This window comes from Allobosea sp. LjRoot9, assembly GCF_964252745.1.
In the GTDB taxonomy this organism is placed as follows: domain Bacteria; phylum Pseudomonadota; class Alphaproteobacteria; order Rhizobiales; family Beijerinckiaceae; genus Allobosea.
Window position 1 is genome coordinate 1 of record NZ_CAXUPC020000011.1, and the last position, 21,138, is coordinate 21,138.

Here is a 21,138-nt window from a genome sequence, read left to right on the forward strand (position 1 = left end):
GCGCAGCGCCGGATGAGGGGGCGCCGTGCCCTGTCCGGTTGGCGCCACGTTTTCAGGCCAGGCGGTGAGCTCACAGCGCCCCCTCATCCGTCTCGGCTGCGCCGAGCCACCTTCTCCCGCGAGGGGAGAAGGGACGTGGGCGCGTCATTCTCGGGCGGAGCGAAGCGCAGAACCTCGAGAATGACGGCGTGGTTCCGAGGACGAACAGTGAGCCCGGCTACTCGCCGTCCCGCTTCATCAGCGCCTCGATGCGCGCCTGCTCGTCGGGAGACAGCGGCGCTGCCGCCTCGCCCACCGGTTTCATGCGCCGCCCGCTGCGCCAGATGAAGGCGAGGCCGAACAGCAGGATCAGGAACGGCCCGGCCCAGAGCGCCACGGTCCGGATCGTGAAGGGCGGGCGCAGCAACACGAAATCGCCATAGCGCGCGACGACGAACTCCTGCACCGCCGCATCGCTGTCGCCGGCGACCAGCCGCTCGCGCACCAGGATGCGCAGATCGCGCGCCAGGGGCGCATCGGAATCGTCGATCGACTGGTTCTGGCAGACGAGGCAGCGCAGGCCGCCGGAAATCGCCCGGGCGCGGTGTTCGAGTGCGGCGTTCGGCAGAACCTCGTCAGGCTGGACGGCGCGGCCCGGACCCGCCCAGCCCAGGCAGAGCGCAACGATGACGAGGGCGCGCAGCATCGGCCTCACTCCGCCGCCGGTTGAGGCGCGGCAGGGGCGGGCTTGACGCGGACAGGCTTTGCGCCGGTGGATTTGGCACGCTGCGGCGCAGCCAGCCGGAAGCGCCGGTCGGTCAATGAAAGCGCGCCGCCGAAGGCCATCACGATCGCGCCGATCCAGATCAGCAGGATCAGCGGCTTGTCGTAGAGCCTGACGGCGATGCCACCATCGCTCTCCATCTCGCCGACATTGACATAGGCCTGGCTCAGGCCGTCGGTGCGGATGCCGGCTTCGTTCGTCGGCATGGCGCGGGCCGTGTAGACGCGCTTCATCGCCTCGACGGGCTTGAGCGGCCTGTCGCCCGAGAGGATGCGGAAACGCACCACATCCTCGCGGAAATTGGGGCCGGGGCGCGGGGTAATGCTTTCCAGCACCACGGTATAGCGGCCGCTGGTCAGGCTTTCGCCCGGCTTCAGGATGCCGATCGCCTCCGTGCTCCAGGCGGCGGCGGCGACGCCGATCACACTCAGGCCCACGCCGGCATGGGCAAAGGCCGTGCCCCAGGCGGAGCGCGGCAGGCCCTTCGCCCGCGACAGAACGGCCCGCAGGCCGCTGGCGCGCGCGACGATGCGCTCGCCGAGGTCGAAGATCGCGCCGGTGACCAGGAAGACGCCGAGCCCGATGCCGAGCGGCGCCAGGACCGGCCCGCCACGCATATAGGCGAGCACGCCGACGGCCACGAGGATGCCGAGCCCGAAGGCGGCAGCGGTGCGCTGTGCCGCGCCGAGCAGATTGCCGCGCTTCCAGGCCAGCGACTGGCCGAGCGGCAGGACCAGCAGCAGCGGCACCAGCAGCGGCACGAAGGTCGCGTTGAAGAAGGGCGGGCCGACCGAGATCTTGTCCCCGGTCAGCATCTCCAGCACCAGCGGATAGAGCGTGCCGATGAAGACCGTGGCGCAGGAGGTCGCGATGAAGACGTTGTTGACGACGAGCGCGCCCTCGCGGGAGACCGGCGCGAACAGGCCACCCTGCCGGAGCAGGGGCGCGCGCCAGGCGAAGAGCGCCAGCGAGCCGCCGACGAAGAAGATCAGGATCGCGAGAATAAACAGCCCGCGCGCCGGGTCGCTGGCGAAGGAATGCACCGAGGTCAGCACGCCGGAGCGGACGATGAAGGTGCCGAGCAGCGAGAGCGAGAAGGTCAGGATCGCGAGCAGGATCGTCCAGACCTTGAGCGCGTCGCGCTTCTCCATCACCACGGTGGAATGGATCAGCGCCGTGCCGGCGAGCCAGGGCATCAGCGAGGCGTTCTCGACCGGATCCCAGAACCACCAGCCGCCCCAGCCGAGCTCGTAATAGGCCCAATAGGAGCCCATCGCGATGCCCAGCGTCAGGAACACCCAGGCGAGCAGCGTCCAGGGCCGGACCGCGCGCGCCCAGACCGCGTCGATGCGCCCGTCGATCAGGGCGGCGACCGCGAAGGCATAGGTGATGGAGAAGCCGACATAGCCGACATAGAGCAGCGGCGGATGGATCGCGAGGCCGAGATCCTGGAGGATCGGGTTGAGGTCCTGGCCCTCGCCCGGCACAGGGTCGAGCCGCCGGAAAGGGTTCGAGGTCAAAAGCGTGAAGGCGAGGAAGGCGACCGTGACCGCGCCTTGCGCGGCGAGCGTGCCGGCCCGCAACCGCGCCGGCAGCGAGCGGCGCGACAGTGCCACCAGCGCCCCGAACAGCGTCAGGATCAAGACCCAGAGCAGCATCGAGCCTTCGTGATTGCCCCAGGCCGAGGTCAGTTTGTAGATCAGCGGCTGGGCCGAATGCGAGTTCGAAGCGACGTTCTCGACCGAGAAGTCGGACCGGACATAGGATGCGACCAGGACCGTGAAAGCCAACGCGACCAGCAGGAAGCAGGTGATCGCCGCAGCGGTGCCCACCGAGGCCAGCGCCCGGTCATGGCGCGCCACGCCCCAGAGCGGCACCAGGGCCTGCACGACGGCGACGCCAAGCGCCAATGCGAGCGCGAAATGGCCGATCTCGACGATCATGCGCGCCTCATTTGGTGACAGGGGGTGGCGTGACGGGGGATGGGTTCGGGCCCGCCGCTCCCGGCTGCCAATGGCCTTGCTTCTTCAGCGTGTCGGCAACCTCGCGCGGCATGTAGGTCTCGTCATGCTTGGCCAGCACCGAGTCGGCGCGGAAGCGGCCCGCGCCCTCGAAGACACCTTCGGTGACGACGCCCTGCCCTTCGCGGAAGAGATCGGGCAAGAGCCCCTGATAGGTCACGTTGAGCGTGGTCTTGCTGTCGGTGACCGCGAAGGCGACGCGCTGACCCGGGCCACGCACGACGGACCCTGTCTCGACCAGCCCGCCGAGCCGCATGCGCGTGCCAGGCGCGAGCCCTTTCTCGACGATCTCGGTCGGTCCGTAGAAGAAGACGATGGTGTCGCGCATGGCGACGAGCACCAGCCCGGCGGCAAGGCAGAGCACGAGGCCGGCAGCGGCGATCAAGGCCAGACGGCGCTGCTTGCGGGTCCAGCGGCGCTTGCCCGCGGCGGGACGCAACGGCTCGGCAGTGGTCATGGCGCCGGCTCCTTCAGCCCAAGTTCGCCCGCCAACTGATCGAGCTGCGCCAAAGCGGCGCTGTCTTGCGACAGGCGCGAACGCGCCATCGCGACAGCCTCGCGCGCGGCGGCCTTCTCGCCGAGCACATTCTGCGAGCGGACCAATCTTTCCCATTCGGCCAGCGTGCCGCCGCCCGCCTTCAAGCGCTCGGCCAGCCCCTCGACCATGCCACGGATCGCCGCCTGCTGATCAGCCGCCGGCAGCTTGGCGATCGCGGCCCGTGCCGTGTCGCCATCGAGCGCCTGCAGCCTCTGGCGCACGGCCGGGACCCAGGCCGCGCCGGGCGGTGCATCCTTGAGCAGGCTTTCGAACGCGGCAACCGCGCCCTGGCTGTCGCCGTCCTGTTCCCTGGCGATGGCGAGAAAGTAGCGCGCGCGGGGATTGCCGGGCTCGCGCTTGAGTGCCTCGGCGAGGGTTTCACGCGCTTCCACCGTCACCACCCCGCCGGCCGTCAGGATCTGAGCCTCGCCGAGACCGGCGCGCATCTCCGCCCCGTCCTCGCCATTGCGGATCGCGGCAGTGAAGGCGCGCGCCGCGTCTTCGGGACGGCCCTGCCGCAGATAGACCGGCGCGAGCACCGCCCAGCCGCGCCCATCTGCCGGATTGGCCGCCAGATGCGCCTCGATGCGGGCCAGCGAGACCGCGAAATCCTGCTGCGACGGATCGCTCCGCAACCGCGCCGACAGCGGCTGGTCAGGACGCGTGGGCGAGCCATAGGCGCCATAGACCAGCAATGCGAGCAGCGGCACGCAAGACAAGGCCAGCGCCGAGCTGGCGCGGCGGCGGCGCAGGGACGATTCCGTCTCGCCGGCCGGATCGCCCTCCTTGTCAGCCGCGCGCAGGAGGCGCCGGGCGGCTTCGACCCGGGCGGCTTCAGCCTCGGCCGGGCCGATCAGCGCGCGGCCGAGGTCGCGGTCGATCTCATTGAGCTGGGCGCGATAGAGGCTCGCGGCATCCGAGCCGTCGGCGAAAGCCGCGCCCTGGCCACGGCCGAGCGGCCAGAGCAGCGCGAAAACCGCCGCCCCCGTCATGACCGCGAAGATGATCCAGATCAGCATCAGGAACTCTTAGACAATCGCGGGCCGCGCTTCACGCGCGAAGGTGGCGACAAAGGGTCACGCAGGCACCTCATCTCAGACGGCAATTCTTCTCAGTGCGCGTTTGGACATTCGAGTCCTCATCCTGAGAGTCTTCTGTCCTGACCACCTACGCGCCGTCATTCCGGACGCAGCCCCCGGGTCCGATCTTCGATCGGCCCAAGGATAAACTCCGCGGAGATCCGGAATCCATCGGAGGGCACTGAACTCTACGATGGATTCCGGATCGGCGCCGCTAACGCGGCTTGTCCGGAATGACGGTGCGGGTGATGGCGAGCGATCGGAAGCTCCTGATTTTGCCCGGTTCATGTCAGGTCAGATTCAAACCGAAGGCAGGACGAGGCGCGCCCGCAAGCCACCCAGCGGCGATTTCTGCAGCGAGAGGCCGCCACCATAGAGCTTCGCCAGATCGGCGACGATCGACAGGCCCAGCCCCGAGCCCGGAATCGTCTCGTCGAGCCGCCGGCCGCGCTTCAGCACATCCGCCATGGCCTCGTTGGGCAAACCCGGCCCGTCATCGTCGATCAGGAGAGCGATCCGCTCAGGACCGGCATCGGATGACGGCGCGAGGCTGACCTCCACGGTCGCATCCGCCCATTTGAAGGCGTTGTCGAGCAGATTGCCCAGCATCTCCTCGAAATCCTGCTTCTCGCCGCGAAACCGGATTCCGGCCGGCACGCTATGCGAGCCCGTGATGCCGCGCCCCTGCGAGATCTTCGAGAAGGTGCGGATCAAGGCGTCGAGCGAGGGCGCGATCTCGGTCACCCCGCCGAGCGCGCCCGACAGCGCGGCGGCCCGGGCGCGGTCGAGATAATACTGAACCTGGTCGCGCATGATCGCGGCCTGCGTCTTCACCATGTCGGGCAGCGCGCCCTCCCCGGCTTCCGCCTCGTTCAGCATGACGCTGAGCGGGGTCTTCAGCGCATGCGCGAGATTGCCGACCTGGGTGCGCGCCCGCTCCAGGATTTCGCGATTGGCGTCGATGAGCTGGTTCAGCTCTCCCGCCAGGGGCGCGAGATCGGGCGGGTACTGGCCTGCGATACGCGGCGCCTCGCCGGTACGAACAGCCCCGACAGCGGTTCCCAGCCGCACCAGCGGCCGCAGGCCGAAGCGCACCTGGATGAGCGTCGAGGCGACGAGCGCGAGGCCGAGCAGGACGAAGGTCAGCGTCAGGGCGAAGCGGAAATCGCGGATATCGCCGTCGATCTCGTCGGCGGGAGCCCCGACCGCCACGGTGAAGCGGCCATCCTCACCGACATCGATCTCACGTTCGAGGACCCGCAAGGCGCGGTCGTCCGGGCCCGAAACATAGGTTTCGCGCAGGCCCCGCGCATTGGGCGCCAATTGCTGGTCGAGCAATTTCGGCAGCTGGCTGCCAACGAGCGAGCGCGAGGCGCGAATGGTCGGCTTCTCCCCGTCGAGCCGGATGATCTGCCAATACCAACCCGACAAGGGCAGGTCGAAGCGCGGCTCGCCGAGATCGCCGATCGCCTGCCGCTCCGCTTCGGGCGGCGCGGCGAGATCGGCCACGAGCTCCTTGATGTAGACGCTGAGGCGCTCGTCGAAGCCGCGTTCGGCGGAGCGACGGTAGAAGGTCGTGAGGCCGATGCCCGCCAGCATCAGCACCAGCGCGCAGCAGATCGCCGCCGAAAGGAAGAGCCGCGCGCCTAGCGAATAGCGGTGCGACTTCAACGGCATTGCGCGGGATCAGACCTTCTCGGGCGCAGCGGCGATGTAGCCGAGGCCCCGCACGGTCTCGATGACCTCGACGCCGAGCTTCTTGCGCAGGCGGCCGACGAAGACCTCGATCGTGTTCGAATCTCGGTCGAAATCCTGGTCGTAGAGATGCTCGACCAATTCCGTGCGCGAGACGACGCGGCCCTGATGATGCATCAAATAGGCGAGCAGGCGATATTCATGCGAGGTCAGCTTGACCGGGTTGCCGTCGACGACGACGCGGCTGGCGCGCGTGTCGAGCCGCACCGGCCCGCAGATCAATTCGGAGGTCGCATGTCCGGCGGCACGGCGCAGCAGGGCGCGGACGCGCGCCAGCAGCTCCTCGACATGGAAGGGCTTGACCACATAATCGTCGGCGCCGGCATCGAAGCCCGCGACCTTGTCGCTCCAGCGGTCGCGCGCCGTCAGGATCAGCACGGGCATCGTCTTGCCGGCGCGGCGCCAGCCTTGCAGCACGGCGACGCCATCGACCTTCGGCAGGCCGAGGTCGAGAATGACGGCGTCATAGGGCTCGGTCTCGCCGAGATAGAGCCCTTCCTCGCCGTCGAAAGCCTTGTCGACCGCATAGCCGGCATTCTCCAGCGCGGTGACGATCTGGCGGTTGAGGTCCTTGTCGTCCTCGACGACGAGCAGTCTCACGGTCGCGTACTCCTAGTTAGCAAGGATATCTGCCTGATTAGCCAAAGATACCTGCCGGATTAGCAATGATATCTGCCTGATTGGCGATGATAGGTGGCCCCGCCGGGCTCGAATCGCGAGGCCTCGCGCTCAACGTATGGTCGCGACCTTGCCAGATTGGCCCTCGAGCGTCACGCGGGCGACGCGCCCGTCGCGCTTCAGCGTCGTGACCACATAGACATATTCCTCGCCCTGGCGGCACAGCCGAATGCGCAAGACCTCGCCCGGCGCCGCATTGCGGGCATGGCGCGAGGCCTGCGCAGGCTGAATGACGCGCCCATCGGCGACGGCCTCGCGCATCTCCTCGGCGGAGAGGCATGAGATCGGCGTCGGGTCGTCGACCCGGACGATCGGCAGCGGGGCCGCGAGCAGCGCAAGCGCGAAGATGGGTTCAACGGGCATCATCGACATGCGGTAGTCCCGGCCGACTGAACGCACCATGAATACCATGGCGTGCATCGGCGCAGAGTACGTCACGCAATCGCTACCCGTCCACGCCATTCATGGCCGCGCCCGATCACGGCGCTGATCGCGGCGATCACGAGCGCGACATCAGCCTGTGGCGAGACGTGTCATGGTTGCTCCGATTGCGGGTTCAAATTGGGCGGCCGCCGCGCTATCCAGCCCCCCAATCGAGAAGGAGTGCGGGATGGGCGTCGGACGATTGATCGCAGCCTTGGGGCTGACGCTGGGTTCGATGGCGGCTCCGCAAATGGCGGGCGCGGTGGTCGGCGGGCGCGATGGCGGCCCGGCCGCGGCATCGACCCTGATGGTGCTGAATGCGCGCGGCGGCGTCTGCTCGGGCATCGTCCTGTCGTCGCGCGCCATCCTGACCGCGGCGCATTGCGCCGATGGCGGCACGGATCTGCGCATTCACTGGAAGGAGGGCGGCAGCGACGAGCCTGTGCTGATCGCCCCGGCCAGCGTCGCCATCCATCCCGAATTCAATGGCGGAGCCGTCGCCAATCGCCGGCGCTCGATCGATCTTGTGCTGCTGCGCGTCCAGGTCGCGCTGCCGGCCCGGTTCGTCCCGGCGACGCTGGTCGATGGCGACCTGCCGCGCTCCGGCTCCTCCGTGACGCTCGCCGGCTATGGCGTGACCCGCGAAGGCGAAGCCCGCACGACCGGAACCTATCGCTCGGCCGGGCTCGTCACCGTCGAGCCCTATGGTCCCGGCCGCATCCTGATCTGGGCGGCCGATTCGGCCGGCCTCGGCAAGAAGGCGGGCGCCGGCGCCTGCCAGGGCGATTCGGGCGGACCGATGACATCAGCCGATGGCGGCGTCGTCGCCGTCGCCAGCTGGTCGACCGGCCCCGCGGGCAAGAGTTGCGGCCTGTTGAGCCAGGGCGTGCTCGTCGCCCCGCAACGCGGCTGGATCGACAAGACCTTGTCCAACTGGGGCGAGAGTGCCAGCTGGACAACACGCCGCTGACGAGAGTCCCTAACAGCCTCTAGACTGGCGAGCCGCAAGCCATACATTGAAGCCAGTTCCAAGCTTGGTCGCCATCATGACATTGCGCGCAATTGCACTAGCCACTGCACTCGTGGCCACCGCCTCCCCTGCGCTCGCCGTCGTGGGCGGCACGACATCGCGGGACGTCGGCGGCATGCGAGCCTCGACCTTGCGGGTCGAGACCAGCCGCGGCGAGCTCTGCTCCGGCGCGGCGATCGCGCCCGAGCTGGTCCTGACCGCCGCGCACTGCCTGATGGGCGGCGGCTCCGTCCGCGTCGTCAGCCTCGATCCACAGTTTCGCGCGCGCCGTCACGCCGTGATCGCCGTCTTGCCGCATCCGAGCTTCGTGCCGGGCACGACGCCGCGCACGCAGCCCGGAGCCGATCTCGCGGTGCTGCGGCTCGCATCGCCGCTGCCGCCCGATATCGAGCCGCTCTCGCTCGGCGGCGGCCTCTGGCAGGGCGAGGCCGTGACCATGGCGGGCTACGGGCTTGCGATCGAGGACAACAAGAGCACGGCGCGGCGCCTGCGCGAGACGCCCCTGGTCAATGCCGGCAATTACACCACGGCCAACACCGTGAAGGTCGCGGTCGATACGCAGGCCAAGGGCGAAAGCCCGGGCGCCGGCGCCTGCCGCGGCGATTCCGGCGGCCCCGTGCTGCGCGGTTCGCCGGCTACGCGCGATCTCGTCGGCATCGTCAGCTGGTCGAGCGGTCCGCTCAACTCGCGGGTCAGGCGCATCTGCGGCGGCTTCACCGCGATCACGCCGATCAACGAGCATCGCTCCTGGATCACGGAAGCCAGTGCGCGCCTGCTCGCGCTCGGCACCGGCGGCCGACAGGAGGAAGCGCCCCAGCCACCCGCCAGCTATAGCTGGTGGTTCTCGCGCTGATCCCGTTCGGGCTGAGGGGCGCGGCGGCTTGAAACGTCATTGCGAGCGCAGCGAAGCAATCCAGAAGGGCTCACTCTACGCCCCCTGGATTGCTTCGCTGCGCTACGCCCGAGAATGACGCCCGCTCTTCCCTTCTCCCCTGGCGGGAGAAGGTGGCGCGCAGCGCCGGATGAGGGGGCGCCGTGCCCTTTCCGGTTGGCAGCGTGTTCAGGCTAGACGGCGAGCTCACAGCGCCCCCTCATCCGTCTCGGCTTCGCCGAGCCACCTTCTCCCGCGAGGGGAGAAGGGAAAGTCCGCGCCCTGCTTATCGAGGTTCAGGAATGGATCCCTGTCTGCGCTTCGCCCAGGATGACCAGGTCGTCTCAACCTCTACGCGGAACACCTACCCCGGATTCCGCAGATAGCTCAGGATCGCGTCGGGCATGGCGTAGTCGATTTCGCGGCGAACGGTCCAAAACTCCGAGCGCGGCCGGTCCTGCGCCAGCTCCTTGAAAGCCTTGGGCGTCTTGGCCTCGCGCAGCAGGCGGCGCATCTTGGCGGCGATGTCGTCCTGCAGGGTCGTTTCATAGAAGCGCTTGACGATAGCCTGCGGCGTCTGCTTCAACGGCTCGAAATTCGCCTTGCGCTCATCCGACAAAGCCGAGAGATCGCGGACGAGGCCTTCCAGCGTGGCACGGTCGGCAGTCTCGTAACGCCCGAGCTCGCGCGACAATGCGCTCGCCTTCTGCCAGTCCCCGATCATCGCCGCGACGATCTCGGGACGGGCTGCGCCCGCCTTGCGGCGCTCGATCGCCAGTGCGGCGAACTCGCGATAAATATCCATGAGTTCGGCCTCGAGCTGGTGGCAGCGCTTGCCGGCGGCCAAGAGCTTCGCATTCAGCTCGTCGCCCTTCTTGAACTTGTCGTCCTCGTAATCCTTGGCGTTGATATAGGTCGAGAGCTCCTTGAAGACGTCGCCGCTGGCGGCCAACGTCTCGTTTGCGCTTTTGATGGCAGGCTCGGCCTTCAGCTTCAGGGCCTCGGGCAGCGAGGCCGGGAGCGGCGGCAGGCTCTCATAGGAGCGCACGGAATAGTGCATCGAGAGCACGCGCGCCCTGCGATTGCGCCAGTCATCGTAGGAATTGCTGCGCCACAGCGTCCAGGCGGCGTTGCCGCAGGCATTGCTCAGTTCGCGCAGGATCTCGAAGAGCTGGTCCTCCTGCCGCTGCTCCACGCTCGGGACAGTCGGGACAGCCGGGCGCGTGATGGCGCCCGGCGCGGCCTGAGCGTAGCGAAGGCCGGGCGCGGATTCCGCCGCGGCCGGCCCGGCCCCGAGCGCCATGCCAGCGAGCATCAGCCCGCAGATCCGGCCCATGGGCCACAGGTTTCTGATCGCCATCGACCGGGTCTCCGCTTCCAAACAGACAGGCTTGTTGAACAGGCAGGCTTTGCGCGCCTCACCCGGCGCTGAGCGCTGGTGTTATCCTCCGCCGTCATTCCGGGACATGGCGAAGCCATGGACCCGGAACCCAGAACCGTTGCGTGTGCTCGTGACACGAGCCGGTGACCGGTGCCTTCTCAAGCTACGGCATCGGTTCTGGGTTCCGGGCTCGATCCTTCGGATCGCCCCGGAATGACGGCGGAGCCTCAGGATGAGGGCTGGATTCACGAAACAGCCGCTCAGACCTGTTCCTTCTCCACCCATTTGATCGTCGCGGCCGGCACATATTGCTCCATCCGGTCAAGCAGGGTCGCGGGCTCCGTATCGGTCATCGCCATGGCGCGGTGGGTCTGCTTCAGGAAGCCGGCCTCGACCGTGCCGTCGAGGAAGGCCGCCAACGGATCGTAGAAGCCCGCGATATTGAGCAGGCCGAGCGGCTTGGAGTGGATGCCGAGCTGGCCCCAGGTCCAGATCTCGAACAATTCCTCAAAGGTGCCGATGCCGCCGGGCATGGCGATGAAGCCGTCCGAGAGCTCGGCCATCCGCGCTTTGCGGATATGCATGGTTTCGACGACCTCGAGCCGCGTCAGGCCGTGATGCCCGACCTCCTTCTCGCGCAATGCGCGCGGGATGACGCCATGAACCTCGCCGCCAGCCTCGAGCGCGGCATTGGCGACGATGCCCATCAATCCCACCGCGCCGCCGCCATAGACCAGGACGAGGCCGCGCCGGGCGATCTCGGCGCCCATGGCGCGGGCGCCCGCCGCGTAGACGGGCTCATTGCCGGGGTTGGACCCGCAGAAGACGCAAACCGATTTCATGAACCCAATGCCTGCAAGATGCGCGCCCAGGAGCGCTGTCCCTTATGGAAGGATGAGAGGTCGTATTTCTCGTTGGGCGAATGCACCCGGTCGTCATCGAGGCCGAAGCCAACGAGCAGCGTGTCCATGCCGAGCAGGCGCTTGAAATCGCCGACCACCGGCACCGAGCCGCCCGAGCCGATCGTCACCGCCTTGCGGCCCCACTCCTCGGTCAAGGCCGCCCGCGCCTTGGTCAGCGCCGGTGAATCGGCGGGCACAGCGATTGCGGGCGAAGCGCTGTAGACGATGAACTCGGCCGAGATGTCGTCGGGCAATTGCGCGCGCACATAAGCCTGGAAGGCGGCGGCGATCTTGTCGGGATCCTGCTTGCCGACGAGGCGGAAGGAGACCTTGGCCGAGGCCTTGGCGGCGATCACCGTCTTGGTGCCCTCGCCGGTATAGCCGCCCCAGATGCCGTTGACGTCGCAGGTCGGGCGCGACTGGATCTGCTCGATCAGCATGCGGCCCTTCTCGCCGATCGAATGCTTCAGGCCGACCTGGCCGAGGAAATCCTCCTCCGTCAGCCCAAGATCGGCCCAATCGGCTTTCTGCGAATTGGACGGCTCCTCGACGCCTTCATAGAAGCCGGGAACCGTGATGCGCCCGGTCTCGTCATGCAGGCTCGCTATGATGCGCGAGAGCACATGCACCGGATTGGCCGCAGCCCCTCCGAACAGGCCCGAATGCAGGTCGCGATCGGCGCAGGTGATCGTGACCTCCTGATAGACCATGCCGCGCAGCGAGGCGGTGATCGCCGGCGTGTCGCGGTCCCACATGCCGGTGTCGCAGACCAGAGCGATATCGGCCTTCAACGCCTCGGCATTCTCGCGCACGAAGGCCGGCAGGTTGACCGAGCCGGATTCCTCCTCGCCCTCGACCAGGATGGTAACGCCAACAGGCAGATCGCCCGTCTCGGCAATGGTGGCGCGCATCGCCTCGACGAAGGTCATGACCTGGCCCTTGTCGTCGCAGGCGCCGCGCGCGACGATGACCTTGCGGCCGGGCGCGATCTCCTTGACCACCGGCTTGAACGGCTCGGTATCCCAGAGATTCAGCGGATCGACCGGCTGCACATCGTAATGCCCGTAGAACAGCACATGCGGCGCGCCGGGCTTGGGCCGGTGCGCCAGCACGACGGGCTGGCCGGGCGTCTCGCCGAGCGAAGCCTTGAAGCCGAGCGATTCCAGATCCGCCCGCAGCCACTCCGCCGCGCGGCGGCTATCGGGCCAATAGGCCGAATCCGTCGAGATCGAGGGGATTTCGAGCCAGGACGACAGCCGCGCGAGCGAGGTGTCGAGATCGGCGTCGAGACGGGAGAGGATCGCGGGAAGCTTGGTCATGGCGCTCAACTGGTCTGGGGCACTCGTCATCCGAGAGCCGATTCAGGTTGCGCCATCATGACAAGGCTTGAGCGCGGCGTCAGCCCGCCTCACCGCATGGCGCGGTTGCTTGGTCGCGCGCGTCATTCTCGGCTGGAGCATGACGGCAGGGCGCGCTTCCCTTCTCCCCTGGCGGGAGAAGGTGGATCGGCGAAGCCGAGACGGATGAGGGGGCGCTGTGAGCTCACCGTCTGGCAGCACACGACGCCAGCCGGACAGGTCACGGCGCCCCCTCATCCGGCGCTGCGCGCCACCTTCTCCCGCCAGGGGAGAAGGGAAAAAGAGGGCGTCATTCTCGGCCGGAGCGAAGCGGAGAGTCGGGCATCTCTCGTCCAGAGATGCTCGGGGCAAGCCCGAGCATGAAGTGCAAACCCTACCGCCGCCCGCCCATCATGCTACCCAGAACCCCGCGTAAAATCGCGGTGCCGACCTGCCGGCCGATCGAGGTCGCGGCCGAGCGCGCCGCCGAGGTGATGATCTTCTCGGTCATGCTCTGCGGCAGGGCGCCGCCGCGGCTGCCGGGGCCGGTCTTCGGGCGCGGCGCGCTCGAACCGCCGCCGAGCCAGCCGCCGATCGTGTCCATGATGCCGCCGCCGCCGCCCGTGGTCGAGGCTTCTACGGCTGAGCCGTCGGGCTGCAGGTTCTTGCGCTTCATCAACTCCTCATAGGCGGAGTCGGCGTCGATCATGGTGTCGTATTTGCCCTTGAAACCCGAGGCGTTCATCGCCTGCTGGCGCTCCTGCACGCTGCACGGCCCGACCTGCGCCATCGGCGGCGCGATCAGCGTGCGCTCGACCATGGTCGGCGTGCCCTTGCCCTCCAGCGTCGAGGTCAGCGCCTCGCCGACGGCAAGCTGCGTGATCGCCTCCTCGGTCTTGAATTTCGGGTTCTGGCGGAAGGTTTCGGCCGCGGCGCGCACCGCCTTCTGGTCGCGCGGGGTGAAGGCGCGCAAGGCGTGCTGGACGCGGTTGCCGAGCTGGGCCAGCACCGTATCGGGGATATCAAGCGGGTTCTGCGTGACGAAATAGACGCCGACGCCCTTCGAGCGGATCAGCCGGACCACCTGCTCGACCGCCGTCAGCAAGGCCTTTGGCGCGCCGTTGAACAGCAGATGCGCCTCGTCGAAGAAGAAGACGAGTTTTGGCTTGTCGAGATCGCCGACCTCGGGAAGCTGCTCGAACAATTCCGAGAGCAGCCAGAGCAGGAAGGTAGCGTAGAGCCTGGGATTGGCCATCAGCTTGTCGGCCGCCATGATGTTGACGATGCCGCGGCCGTCGCGGTCAGTCTTCATCAGGTCGTTGATGTCGAGCGCCGGCTCACCGAAGAACAGATCGCCCTTCTGGTTTTCCAGCACCAGCAATTGCCGCTGGATCGTACCGACCGACTGGGCGGTGACATTGCCGTATTTCGTCGTCAGATCAGAGGCGTTCTCGGCGATGAAGGAGAGGATCGCGCGCAGATCCTTGAGATCCAGCAACAACAGCTTCTGCTCGTCGGCGATGCGGAAGGCGATGTTGAGCACGCCCTCCTGGGTGTCGTTGAGGTCGAGCAGGCGGGCGAGCAAGAGCGGGCCCATCTCGGAAATGGTGGCGCGGACGGGGTGGCCCTGCTCGCCGAAGACATCCCAGAATACGGTGGTGAACTGGTCGGGCTCGTACTTCACGCCGATTTCCGCAGCGCGCTTGACGAAGGCCGGCTGAGAGCTGCCGGGCGCCGCGATCCCTGACAGATCGCCCTTGATGTCGGCAGCGAAGACCGGGACGCCGTTGCGGGCAAAGCCTTCCGCCATCACTTGCAGCGTCACGGTCTTGCCCGTGCCGGTCGCGCCCGTCACCAGTCCGTGGCGGTTGGCGAGCTTGAGCAGGAGGTTCTCAGCCTTCCAGCTCTTGCCGATCAGGATCGCGCCGTCCTCCGCAGCGAGACCTGCTTCCGCCACGAGATCTGCCTTCGCCATGCTGTCCGCCTGTTGTGCTATCGAAATGTCGGAGCCAAGGGTGTAGCGAAACGCGCCAGCCGGCGGAAGCCCGCTACCCGCTTGATTAGATCGTTAATATGTGAACTATCGCGCAGCCGCGTCGTGCCATCAAGAATGCCGCACCATCCAAGAATGTCGCACCATCAAGGACAGGGACAAGACCCATGGACGAACTGATCTCCCGCATCATCACGGTCTCCGGCCTCGATGAGAGCCTCGCCCGCAAGGCGCTCGGCATCATTCTCGCCTTCCTGCAGAAGGAAGGCCCGCCGGCCGAGATCGGCCAGTTGATGACCTCCCTGCCCGGCGCGCAGGAGCTCGCCGATGCCGAGGGCGGCGCCAAGGGCGGGCTGATGGGCATGGTCGGCGGCCTGATGGGCGGTGGCGGCGGCGTCATGGCGCTCGGCGGCCAGTTGATGGGCGCCGGTCTCTCGATGGGCCAGATCCAGTCGGTCTCGAAGGAGATGTTCGCGGTCGGCCGCGAAAAGGCGGGCGAAGACACGATGGGCGCGATCGTCGGCGCCATTCCGGGGCTCGGCCAGTTCGTCTGAGCGACGCCCGGGAGACCGCCAAGCGAAGCCGCCCGGAATGGGCGGCTTTTTTGTTGGGTGGTGGGGGTTATGGGTGACCGGCGCGGTGAATGTCTCAGTTAGGCGGGACCTTGACACCGCGTGTGATCAAACGGCGTTCTCACTAGGAAGCAGGCGGGCGCGAACAGTTGCAGTGCTCCGCGAGCGCTATTGGGCCGATGATGATGCGCCGCTCAACCGCCATATGCGTATGGTTCGCTGCCGCCCTTCCAAGCTTCATATTGTCCGTCGCCGGTCTCTGGACCGGCTCAATATGTTGCTCGCGTCGTGGAGCGACACTCCCGTCCCTCCTCAACGAGCCCATCAAATTCTGGATTATATTCGGTGTTCATGCGGTCGTGATACTGAGTGCGTGGGGTCCGCTGATCTGTGCCATCGTAAGAGATCGGCGACACGCCATGAATGCTGCGAGACAATCATCTGGCGAGCAGACCGGGCATCCCTGAGGACCGCAAAGGATCGGAAGCAGGCGTTGAAAGTGCGGCTTACTTGCGAAAGCGTTTTCGCTGCGCTGCATTCACCCGCTGTTTCAGTTCATCCATTATGTCTTTGATTTCACAATCCACGACGTAAAGGTCACCGAGCGAGCTTCCGCTCAAAGGGCCGCCGTACAAGCGACCCATCACCTTGTAGCAGATGCGGGTGTGCAAGAATCCCCTGCCGAAGGGCATCGCGACGCCGAGTTTATAAAGCCACCGGTTTGCAGCGTCGCCAGCGCGTGACGCAAGCCACTCGCGATATTCGAGACATTTTTCGAGTTGGTAATCCAGATCCTCATCGCTGAACTTGGCGAGATCACCGCGAAGGTTGAGGCCAAGTCTCAAGCGTAGCTCCGCTTCTTTCAGAGAATTGAATCAGCAGCACCCATTGTCGCAATCGTCACTGCAACAACGAGAATAATCCATAATATAATACGAATCCGCCTAGGCGATGATGGCCTAGAACCTCCTTCAGTTTCATCCCAGCGCTCAAAGCTATAAATAGCCAGCCTGTGAAGCGCGTAGCTTATCTGACGCCTAAACATATATAGAAAGAAATAAACCGGTATCAGTAAGGCGAAATGATAAAGTTGCATACTCGGGATCAGCCCTCGCAGCGGCACATGCCTGGAAGCTATCACGCTGCGTAACGTGCGTCACGACGGCGGAGTGCGGGGAAACTGATGCTGGCCAATGACCACCACGGGATTCTAAGCCGCCCGTCCCGCCAAGTCTCCAGCTTCCATCAGACAGCCCCTAAGACCCGAGCGACCTGAAGATCAGCGCCGCATTGATCCCGCCGAAGGCGAAGGAATTCGACATCGCAGCCGGAATCGGCATCGCCCGGCCCTGATTGGGCACGCAGTCGAAGTCGCATTCGGGATCGGGAGCGTCGAAATTGGCGGTCGGCGGGGCCATTGAGTTCTCGATCGCCATGATCGACGCAATCGCCTCAAAAGCGCCGGCCGCGCCCAGCGCGTGGCCGGTCACGCCCTTGGTCGAGGAGACCGGCGGCAGCGGCCGCTCGCCGAAGAGGCGCTTCAAGGCCAGCGTCTCGGTCCGGTCGTTGGCGCGGGTGCCGGTGCCATGGGCGTTGATATAGGCCAGATCGCCCGTGCTCAGCCCGGCATCGGTCAGGGCCAGGCTCATGGCGCTCACCATGCCGTCGGCCTTGGGCGCGACGATGTCGCCTGCATCGGCGCTGAAGCCGAAACCCGCCGCCTCGATCGCGGGCTCAAGGCCGCGGCTGCGCGCATGCGCCTCGGTCTCCAGCACGACGACGCCCGCGCCTTCGGACAGCACGAGGCCGTCGCGCCCCGCTGCAAAAGGCCGGCAGAGGCTGCGCGACATGATCTTCATGGCGTCCCAGGCGATCAGGGTTCCAGCCGAGAGCGGGGCCTCCGTGCCCCCAGTGATGACGATGTCGGCAAGGCCGGCGCGCAGGAACTGCATGGCGATGCCGATGGCGTGGCTCGAAGAGGCGCAGGCGCTCGATGTCACGAAGCAGGGTCCCGTCGCACCCGATTCGATCGAAACCCAGCTTGCCGACGAGCTGACCATGACCTTGGGCACGGTCATCGGATGCGGGCGCTTGTTCAGATGGTAGAGCCGGGAATACTGGTCATCGACGCTGCATTGGCCGCCGGCGGAGTTGCCGAGGATGACGCCGACGCGCTCGGGACGTGGCAGGCCGCTCCCGAGGCCAGCGGCCACCAGCGCCTGGCGCGCCGCCGCGACGGCAAACAGGGCATTGCGGTCGCAGGCCGAGCGCGAGAGTTCCAGCCCCGCCATGAAGCCTTCGCCCAGGACTTCCGCCACGCGGATCCCCTTGCCCGGCAAGGCGGAGGCCTCCCCCACGCTCCCGCGCCCCGCCAGCAGGGCCTGCCAGAAGCTGTCCGTGTCGCAACCGACTGGGGAGACGATGCCGAGGCCAGAGACGACGATCCGCGTCATATCGCCTGCTTTCATGCCGCCTGCTTTTTGGCCACGAGCTTGCCGACTTCGCCGCAAAGCTCGCCGATCGTCTTGACATCGTTGATGTTGTTATTGGCGTTGTAGTCGATCTCGATGTTGAAATGGTCTTCGATCTTGAAGATGATTTCGACGAAATCATAGGAGTTGAAGCCGGTATCCTCGAGCAAGGTCTCGGGCCCCCAGGCAACGGGCGCAAGCTTTCCCCGGCCGCGCGATGCGTTTTCCGCGATGACCTGCTTGAGCATCTCGATGAGGACATCGATCGTGACCCGCGGCGCCTCACTTGTCATGGTCGCGTGCTTCCCTCATTCGAAACGGCTTGATCGCACATTTGCTTGAGTCCACCGGGGCCGTAAACCGTTTATCGGTTCAGCGCGCCCCCGGCGCAGCGCATGGGAGTGGGTCGCTGGGACACTCCAGCCCTCATCTTGAGGAGCCGCGCAGGGGCGTCTCGAAGGATGCTCCAGATGGTTCCGGAGTTACCTGGAGCATCCTTCGAGACGCGGGCTGTGCCCGCTCCTCAGGATGAGGGCTGAGGGACATCTCAAGCGGTCGCTACGCGATCGGCCCGATCGAGTCGTCCAGATAATACCACTGCGCGAGATGGCGCAGGATGATCGGCTCGATCCGGCTGTTGATGAAGGCGACATCGGCGAGCGCGTCGTCGCTGCCGGGATCCATAAAAAACGGCTCCTCGAAATGCAGCCGGAACCGGACGTCCTCCACCCGCTCGCAATAGACGACGACGAGCTGCGCGCCGGTGCGCCGGGCGAACTTGGCGGCGAGCGCCAGATTGCCCTTGATGTGAGGCGGACGCCCGAACAGCGGCGCCATCATCGTGCCGTCGCGCTTTTCGTCGGGGAAGATGGCGAGGACGCCGTTTCCCTTCAGGATGGACAAGGCCTGCAGCGCACCGATCCGATCGGGGGACAGCACCTTGACGTCGAAGCCGCTGCGCGTCGCCTCGGCGATGTCACGATGGGCCGCATTTTCCGGCACCTCGGAGATCGAGGCGATCGTAACGCCGATCTTCTGCATCGCCGCAGCCATCACCTCCCAATTGCCGAGATGCAGGCAGAGCGCGATGGTCGGGATCTTGCCGAGATTGGCGCGGGGTGCCTCGATGCCGACGAGCTCCATCCGCTTGGAGGAGGTCAAGCGATGGACGATGGAGAACTCGGCCATCAAGCGCCCGACATTGTCGACGAAGCGCCAGACCAGCGTCTCGACTTCCGTCTCGGGCATCGCCGGAAAATGCTGCCGGATATTGGCGCGGGCCTTGCGGGCGACAGCCGGATCGATGAAGCGGATCTTGAGCCAGGCCAAACGGGCGCCGAGATTCGAGACGAACGCAATCGGCAAGCGCCGCATGGCGTGATGCAGCACTCGCTCCAGGGCCTGCATGAGGTATCGGTCCGTATCAAAGGGTCAGTCGGGCAGAACGCCCGACCATGCGGGAAGCCCCCCTCCGGGCGCGGTGTCGGGCGGTGGGCCGGCTCGACCCTATAGCCTCATCGGGGCAAGGCTTCAAAGCGCTGAACGCATATCGGCAGGGACGGCGGCGCTTTGTTCAGGCTGATGCCGATGCCGCATCCGGCGGCTAGCCCCGATCAACTCAGCAGGATCGTGCGGATCTCCTGCCAGCTCTCTGCATCGGGCGCGCAGAGCAGGCCGAGCGTTGGCTGTGCCGGCCGATAAGGCTGGCCGTCCAGCATGCGGACATGGCCGCCGGCCTCGGCATAGATCAGCGATCCCGGCGCGTGGTCCCATGGGCTGAGCCGGCCATAGAGCAGGAAGTGGCCATTGCCCGCGGCAGCGAGGCGGTATTCATGGCCGCAGCAGCGCAGCGACGAGACATTGGCGAAGGCCGGCATGTGCCCCGGCAGCTTGCTGCGTAGCGGCTCCGGGAAATACTGCCAGCTCATCATGCCGGTCATCTCGCGCGGAGCCGCGGCCGGCGCCACCCGCAAGTCGCGGCTCTTGCCGCCAGCGGAGCCGAGCCAGGCTCCCTCACCGCGCAGCGCCATCGCACTGTCCTCGACGATGGGATCATGGATCACCGCAGCGACGACCTCGCCTTTGACCAGCACCGCGGCCATGACGGCGAAGAGCGGCAGGTCGGAGGCGTAGTTGAGGGTGCCGTCGATCGGGTCGATGACGAAGGCGACCTCGGCATCGGCGAGACGCTCGACCAGCGCCGGATCGGCGGCGACCGCCTCCTCGCCGATCAGCGCGGCGCCCGGAAAGGCCCTGGCGAGCTCGGCGCTGATGAAGCGCTCCGCCGCCTCGTCGGCCTCGGTGACGAGATCGGTCGCCGAGCGCTTCTCGCGGATCTCGCCCTCGGCCAGGTTGCGGAAGCGCGGCATGACCTCGCGGCGGCCCGCCTCGGCGAGGATCCCTGCAAGCGTCTCATGGTCCTGGCGTGTGAAGATCATCGTGGTCCGGCCTGTTAAGGTGGTCTGTTAAGGTGGTCCGGCGCGGTGGTCAGTCGAACTCGACGAGGATCGGCTGGTGGTCGGAGACCTTGGTCTCGACATCGCAGATGACGGTGCGGGCGCGCGCCGCGAGATCGGGCGTCGCCAGCACATAGTCGAGGCAGCTGGGCTGGCCATAGGTCTGGTCGAACAGGTTCGCGGTCGGCGGATGCGGCGCCTCGCCCATCACCGCGGCCCAGAGGTCGACGAATGGCGGCTCGCCACCGTCGAACGGCGCCAGCAATCGCGCCAGCACCGGATCGTCCGGGCGCATGTTGAAGTCGCCGGTCAGCACGGCGCTCGCCGAGCTCGGCGTCATCCGATAGGTGTGCGGCCCGGCCTCGCGCGGCTTGTCATGGCGGGCGAGCGCCATGCGATGGGCCTCGCGGATGCCGTCGACCTGCGCGGCGCGTAAGCGCGATGACGAGTATTCGAGATGCGTCGTCATCAGCCGGACCGGGCCGAGCGGGGTCAGCGCCATCGCCTCGATCAGCATGCGCGGCATGTTGCGGGTCTCGGCCGCCTCCCAGGGCAGGAGATGGCGCAGCGCCTGGGCGACAGGATAGCGCGTCAGCAAGAGGTTGCCGAAGCGACTGCGGCCGCCCTTGCCGTCGTCGACATCGACGCCGATACCCTCGATCGCGGTGAAGCCCGGCAGCAATTCGGCGAAGCGGCCGAACTGGTTAGTCTCGTCATTACCGTCGAGCTCGGGAAAATTATCCGCGACCTCCTGCAGGCAGAGCACGTCGAAATCCGCCATCTGCCGGGCATGAGCGACGATGCGCGCCGGATCGACGCGGTTGTCCATGCCGCGAGCCCACTGAATGTTCCAGGTGATCAGGCGCAT

General features: G+C 66.7%; 20 protein-coding genes. 3 read left to right on the forward strand and 17 right to left on the reverse strand.

Translation table 11 applies throughout. The annotated features are described in order from the left end of the window. Positions 1–217 precede the first annotated feature (217 nt). The 7 genes from ACSQ3P_RS27570 to ACSQ3P_RS27600 form a co-directional block, all read right to left on the reverse strand. A complete protein-coding gene (locus ACSQ3P_RS27570; protein ID WP_436168645.1) occupies positions 218–685 on the reverse strand; it encodes a cytochrome c-type biogenesis protein in 468 nt (155 codons plus the stop codon). 5 nt (positions 686–690) lie between these two features. After that, a complete protein-coding gene (locus ACSQ3P_RS27575; RefSeq protein WP_436168646.1) occupies positions 691–2,706 on the reverse strand; it encodes a heme lyase CcmF/NrfE family subunit in 2,016 nt (671 codons plus the stop codon). Positions 2,707–2,713: 7 nt separating this feature from the next. Beyond that, positions 2,714–3,241, reverse strand: a complete 528-nt coding sequence (gene ccmE / locus ACSQ3P_RS27580; protein ID WP_436168647.1) for a cytochrome c maturation protein CcmE — start codon at positions 3,239–3,241, stop codon at positions 2,714–2,716. Next, entirely contained in the window at positions 3,238–4,341 is a 1,104-nt protein-coding gene (gene ccmI, locus ACSQ3P_RS27585) for a c-type cytochrome biogenesis protein CcmI (RefSeq protein ID WP_436168648.1), read from the reverse strand. The genes ccmE and ccmI overlap by 4 nt, the downstream gene beginning before the upstream one ends. A gap of 360 nt (positions 4,342–4,701) precedes the next feature. Further along, complete coding sequence (locus ACSQ3P_RS27590; RefSeq protein ID WP_436168649.1) at positions 4,702–6,078, reverse strand: ATP-binding protein; 1,377 nt, start codon at positions 6,076–6,078, stop codon at positions 4,702–4,704. 9 nt (positions 6,079–6,087) lie between these two features. After that, on the reverse strand, positions 6,088–6,756 hold the full coding sequence (locus ACSQ3P_RS27595) for a response regulator transcription factor (protein ID WP_069690451.1): 669 nt from the start codon (positions 6,754–6,756) through the stop codon (positions 6,088–6,090). Between the two features lie 129 nt (positions 6,757–6,885). Next, positions 6,886–7,206: a PepSY domain-containing protein gene (locus ACSQ3P_RS27600; RefSeq protein ID WP_436168650.1), complete on the reverse strand. Its 321-nt coding sequence runs from the start codon at positions 7,204–7,206 to the stop codon at positions 6,886–6,888. Positions 7,207–7,444: 238 nt separating this feature from the next. Here ACSQ3P_RS27600 and ACSQ3P_RS27605 point away from each other — a divergent pair, with 238 nt between their 5' ends. Both ACSQ3P_RS27605 and ACSQ3P_RS27610 read left to right on the forward strand, forming a co-directional pair. Beyond that, positions 7,445–8,227: a S1 family peptidase gene (locus ACSQ3P_RS27605; protein ID WP_436168651.1), complete on the forward strand. Its 783-nt coding sequence runs from the start codon at positions 7,445–7,447 to the stop codon at positions 8,225–8,227. A gap of 76 nt (positions 8,228–8,303) precedes the next feature. Next, a complete protein-coding gene (locus ACSQ3P_RS27610; RefSeq protein ID WP_436168652.1) occupies positions 8,304–9,140 on the forward strand; it encodes a S1 family peptidase in 837 nt (278 codons plus the stop codon). 382 nt (positions 9,141–9,522) lie between these two features. Here the strand turns inward: ACSQ3P_RS27610 and ACSQ3P_RS27615 are convergent, their stop codons facing one another. The 4 genes from ACSQ3P_RS27615 to ACSQ3P_RS27630 form a co-directional block, all read right to left on the reverse strand. Further along, complete coding sequence (locus tag ACSQ3P_RS27615; protein WP_436168653.1) at positions 9,523–10,518, reverse strand: DUF3829 domain-containing protein; 996 nt, start codon at positions 10,516–10,518, stop codon at positions 9,523–9,525. A 281-nt stretch (positions 10,519–10,799) separates the two neighbouring features. Then, a complete protein-coding gene (locus tag ACSQ3P_RS27620) occupies positions 10,800–11,381 on the reverse strand; it encodes a TIGR00730 family Rossman fold protein (protein ID WP_069690441.1) in 582 nt (193 codons plus the stop codon). Further along, a complete protein-coding gene (locus ACSQ3P_RS27625; protein WP_436168654.1) occupies positions 11,378–12,760 on the reverse strand; it encodes a dipeptidase in 1,383 nt (460 codons plus the stop codon). Before ACSQ3P_RS27625 ends, ACSQ3P_RS27620 begins: the two co-directional genes overlap by 4 nt. A 412-nt stretch (positions 12,761–13,172) precedes the next feature. Beyond that, positions 13,173–14,753 carry a helicase HerA-like domain-containing protein gene (locus ACSQ3P_RS27630; RefSeq protein ID WP_436168655.1) on the reverse strand — a complete coding sequence of 527 codons (1,581 nt, stop codon included), beginning with the start codon at positions 14,751–14,753 and terminating at the stop codon, positions 13,173–13,175. Between the two features lie 185 nt (positions 14,754–14,938). On the opposite strand from ACSQ3P_RS27630, the gene ACSQ3P_RS27635 reads away from it, so the two are divergent. Further along, entirely contained in the window at positions 14,939–15,325 is a 387-nt protein-coding gene (locus ACSQ3P_RS27635) for a DUF2267 domain-containing protein (protein WP_436168656.1), read from the forward strand. Between the two features lie 524 nt (positions 15,326–15,849). Here the strand turns inward: ACSQ3P_RS27635 and ACSQ3P_RS27640 are convergent. From ACSQ3P_RS27640 to ACSQ3P_RS27665, 6 genes are all read right to left on the reverse strand, one after another. Beyond that, positions 15,850–16,188, reverse strand: coding sequence for a hypothetical protein (locus ACSQ3P_RS27640; RefSeq protein ID WP_436168657.1), 339 nt, complete (start codon positions 16,186–16,188; stop codon positions 15,850–15,852). 411 nt (positions 16,189–16,599) lie between these two features. Further along, positions 16,600–17,811 carry a beta-ketoacyl-[acyl-carrier-protein] synthase family protein gene (locus ACSQ3P_RS27645; protein ID WP_436168658.1) on the reverse strand — a complete coding sequence of 404 codons (1,212 nt, stop codon included), beginning with the start codon at positions 17,809–17,811 and terminating at the stop codon, positions 16,600–16,602. Continuing rightward, positions 17,808–18,107, reverse strand: a complete 300-nt coding sequence (locus tag ACSQ3P_RS27650; RefSeq protein WP_436168659.1) for an acyl carrier protein — start codon at positions 18,105–18,107, stop codon at positions 17,808–17,810. Before ACSQ3P_RS27650 ends, ACSQ3P_RS27645 begins: the two co-directional genes overlap by 4 nt. A gap of 265 nt (positions 18,108–18,372) precedes the next feature. Continuing rightward, complete coding sequence (locus ACSQ3P_RS27655; RefSeq protein WP_436168660.1) at positions 18,373–19,221, reverse strand: lysophospholipid acyltransferase family protein; 849 nt, start codon at positions 19,219–19,221, stop codon at positions 18,373–18,375. A gap of 206 nt (positions 19,222–19,427) precedes the next feature. Continuing rightward, entirely contained in the window at positions 19,428–20,252 is an 825-nt protein-coding gene (locus tag ACSQ3P_RS27660) for an inositol monophosphatase family protein (protein WP_436168661.1), read from the reverse strand. Between the two features lie 49 nt (positions 20,253–20,301). Then, positions 20,302–21,138: an endonuclease/exonuclease/phosphatase family protein gene (locus tag ACSQ3P_RS27665; protein ID WP_436168662.1), complete on the reverse strand. Its 837-nt coding sequence runs from the start codon at positions 21,136–21,138 to the stop codon at positions 20,302–20,304.

Excerpts from the sequence above, each read along its gene's own strand:
- ACSQ3P_RS27570 (WP_436168645.1), bottom strand. The coding sequence starts at position 685 with ATGCTGCGCGCCCTCGTCATCGTTGCGCTCTGCCTGGGCTGGGCGGGT.
- ACSQ3P_RS27575 (WP_436168646.1), bottom strand. The coding sequence starts at position 2,706 with ATGATCGTCGAGATCGGCCATTTCGCGCTCGCATTGGCGCTTGGCGTC.
- ccmE (WP_436168647.1), bottom strand. The coding sequence starts at position 3,241 with ATGACCACTGCCGAGCCGTTGCGTCCCGCCGCGGGCAAGCGCCGCTGG.
- ccmI (WP_436168648.1), bottom strand. The coding sequence starts at position 4,341 with ATGCTGATCTGGATCATCTTCGCGGTCATGACGGGGGCGGCGGTTTTC.
- ACSQ3P_RS27590 (WP_436168649.1), bottom strand. The coding sequence starts at position 6,078 with ATGCCGTTGAAGTCGCACCGCTATTCGCTAGGCGCGCGGCTCTTCCTT.
- ACSQ3P_RS27600 (WP_436168650.1), bottom strand. The coding sequence starts at position 7,206 with ATGTCGATGATGCCCGTTGAACCCATCTTCGCGCTTGCGCTGCTCGCG.
- ACSQ3P_RS27605 (WP_436168651.1), top strand. The coding sequence starts at position 7,445 with ATGGGCGTCGGACGATTGATCGCAGCCTTGGGGCTGACGCTGGGTTCG.
- ACSQ3P_RS27610 (WP_436168652.1), top strand. The coding sequence starts at position 8,304 with ATGACATTGCGCGCAATTGCACTAGCCACTGCACTCGTGGCCACCGCC.
- ACSQ3P_RS27615 (WP_436168653.1), bottom strand. The coding sequence starts at position 10,518 with ATGGCGATCAGAAACCTGTGGCCCATGGGCCGGATCTGCGGGCTGATG.
- ACSQ3P_RS27620 (WP_069690441.1), bottom strand. The coding sequence starts at position 11,381 with ATGAAATCGGTTTGCGTCTTCTGCGGGTCCAACCCCGGCAATGAGCCC.
- ACSQ3P_RS27625 (WP_436168654.1), bottom strand. The coding sequence starts at position 12,760 with ATGACCAAGCTTCCCGCGATCCTCTCCCGTCTCGACGCCGATCTCGAC.
- ACSQ3P_RS27630 (WP_436168655.1), bottom strand. The coding sequence starts at position 14,753 with ATGGCGAAGGCAGATCTCGTGGCGGAAGCAGGTCTCGCTGCGGAGGAC.
- ACSQ3P_RS27635 (WP_436168656.1), top strand. The coding sequence starts at position 14,939 with ATGGACGAACTGATCTCCCGCATCATCACGGTCTCCGGCCTCGATGAG.
- ACSQ3P_RS27645 (WP_436168658.1), bottom strand. The coding sequence starts at position 17,811 with ATGAAAGCAGGCGATATGACGCGGATCGTCGTCTCTGGCCTCGGCATC.
- ACSQ3P_RS27650 (WP_436168659.1), bottom strand. The coding sequence starts at position 18,107 with ATGACAAGTGAGGCGCCGCGGGTCACGATCGATGTCCTCATCGAGATG.
- ACSQ3P_RS27655 (WP_436168660.1), bottom strand. The coding sequence starts at position 19,221 with ATGCAGGCCCTGGAGCGAGTGCTGCATCACGCCATGCGGCGCTTGCCG.
- ACSQ3P_RS27660 (WP_436168661.1), bottom strand. The coding sequence starts at position 20,252 with ATGATCTTCACACGCCAGGACCATGAGACGCTTGCAGGGATCCTCGCC.
- ACSQ3P_RS27665 (WP_436168662.1), bottom strand. The coding sequence starts at position 21,138 with ATGCGCCTGATCACCTGGAACATTCAGTGGGCTCGCGGCATGGACAAC.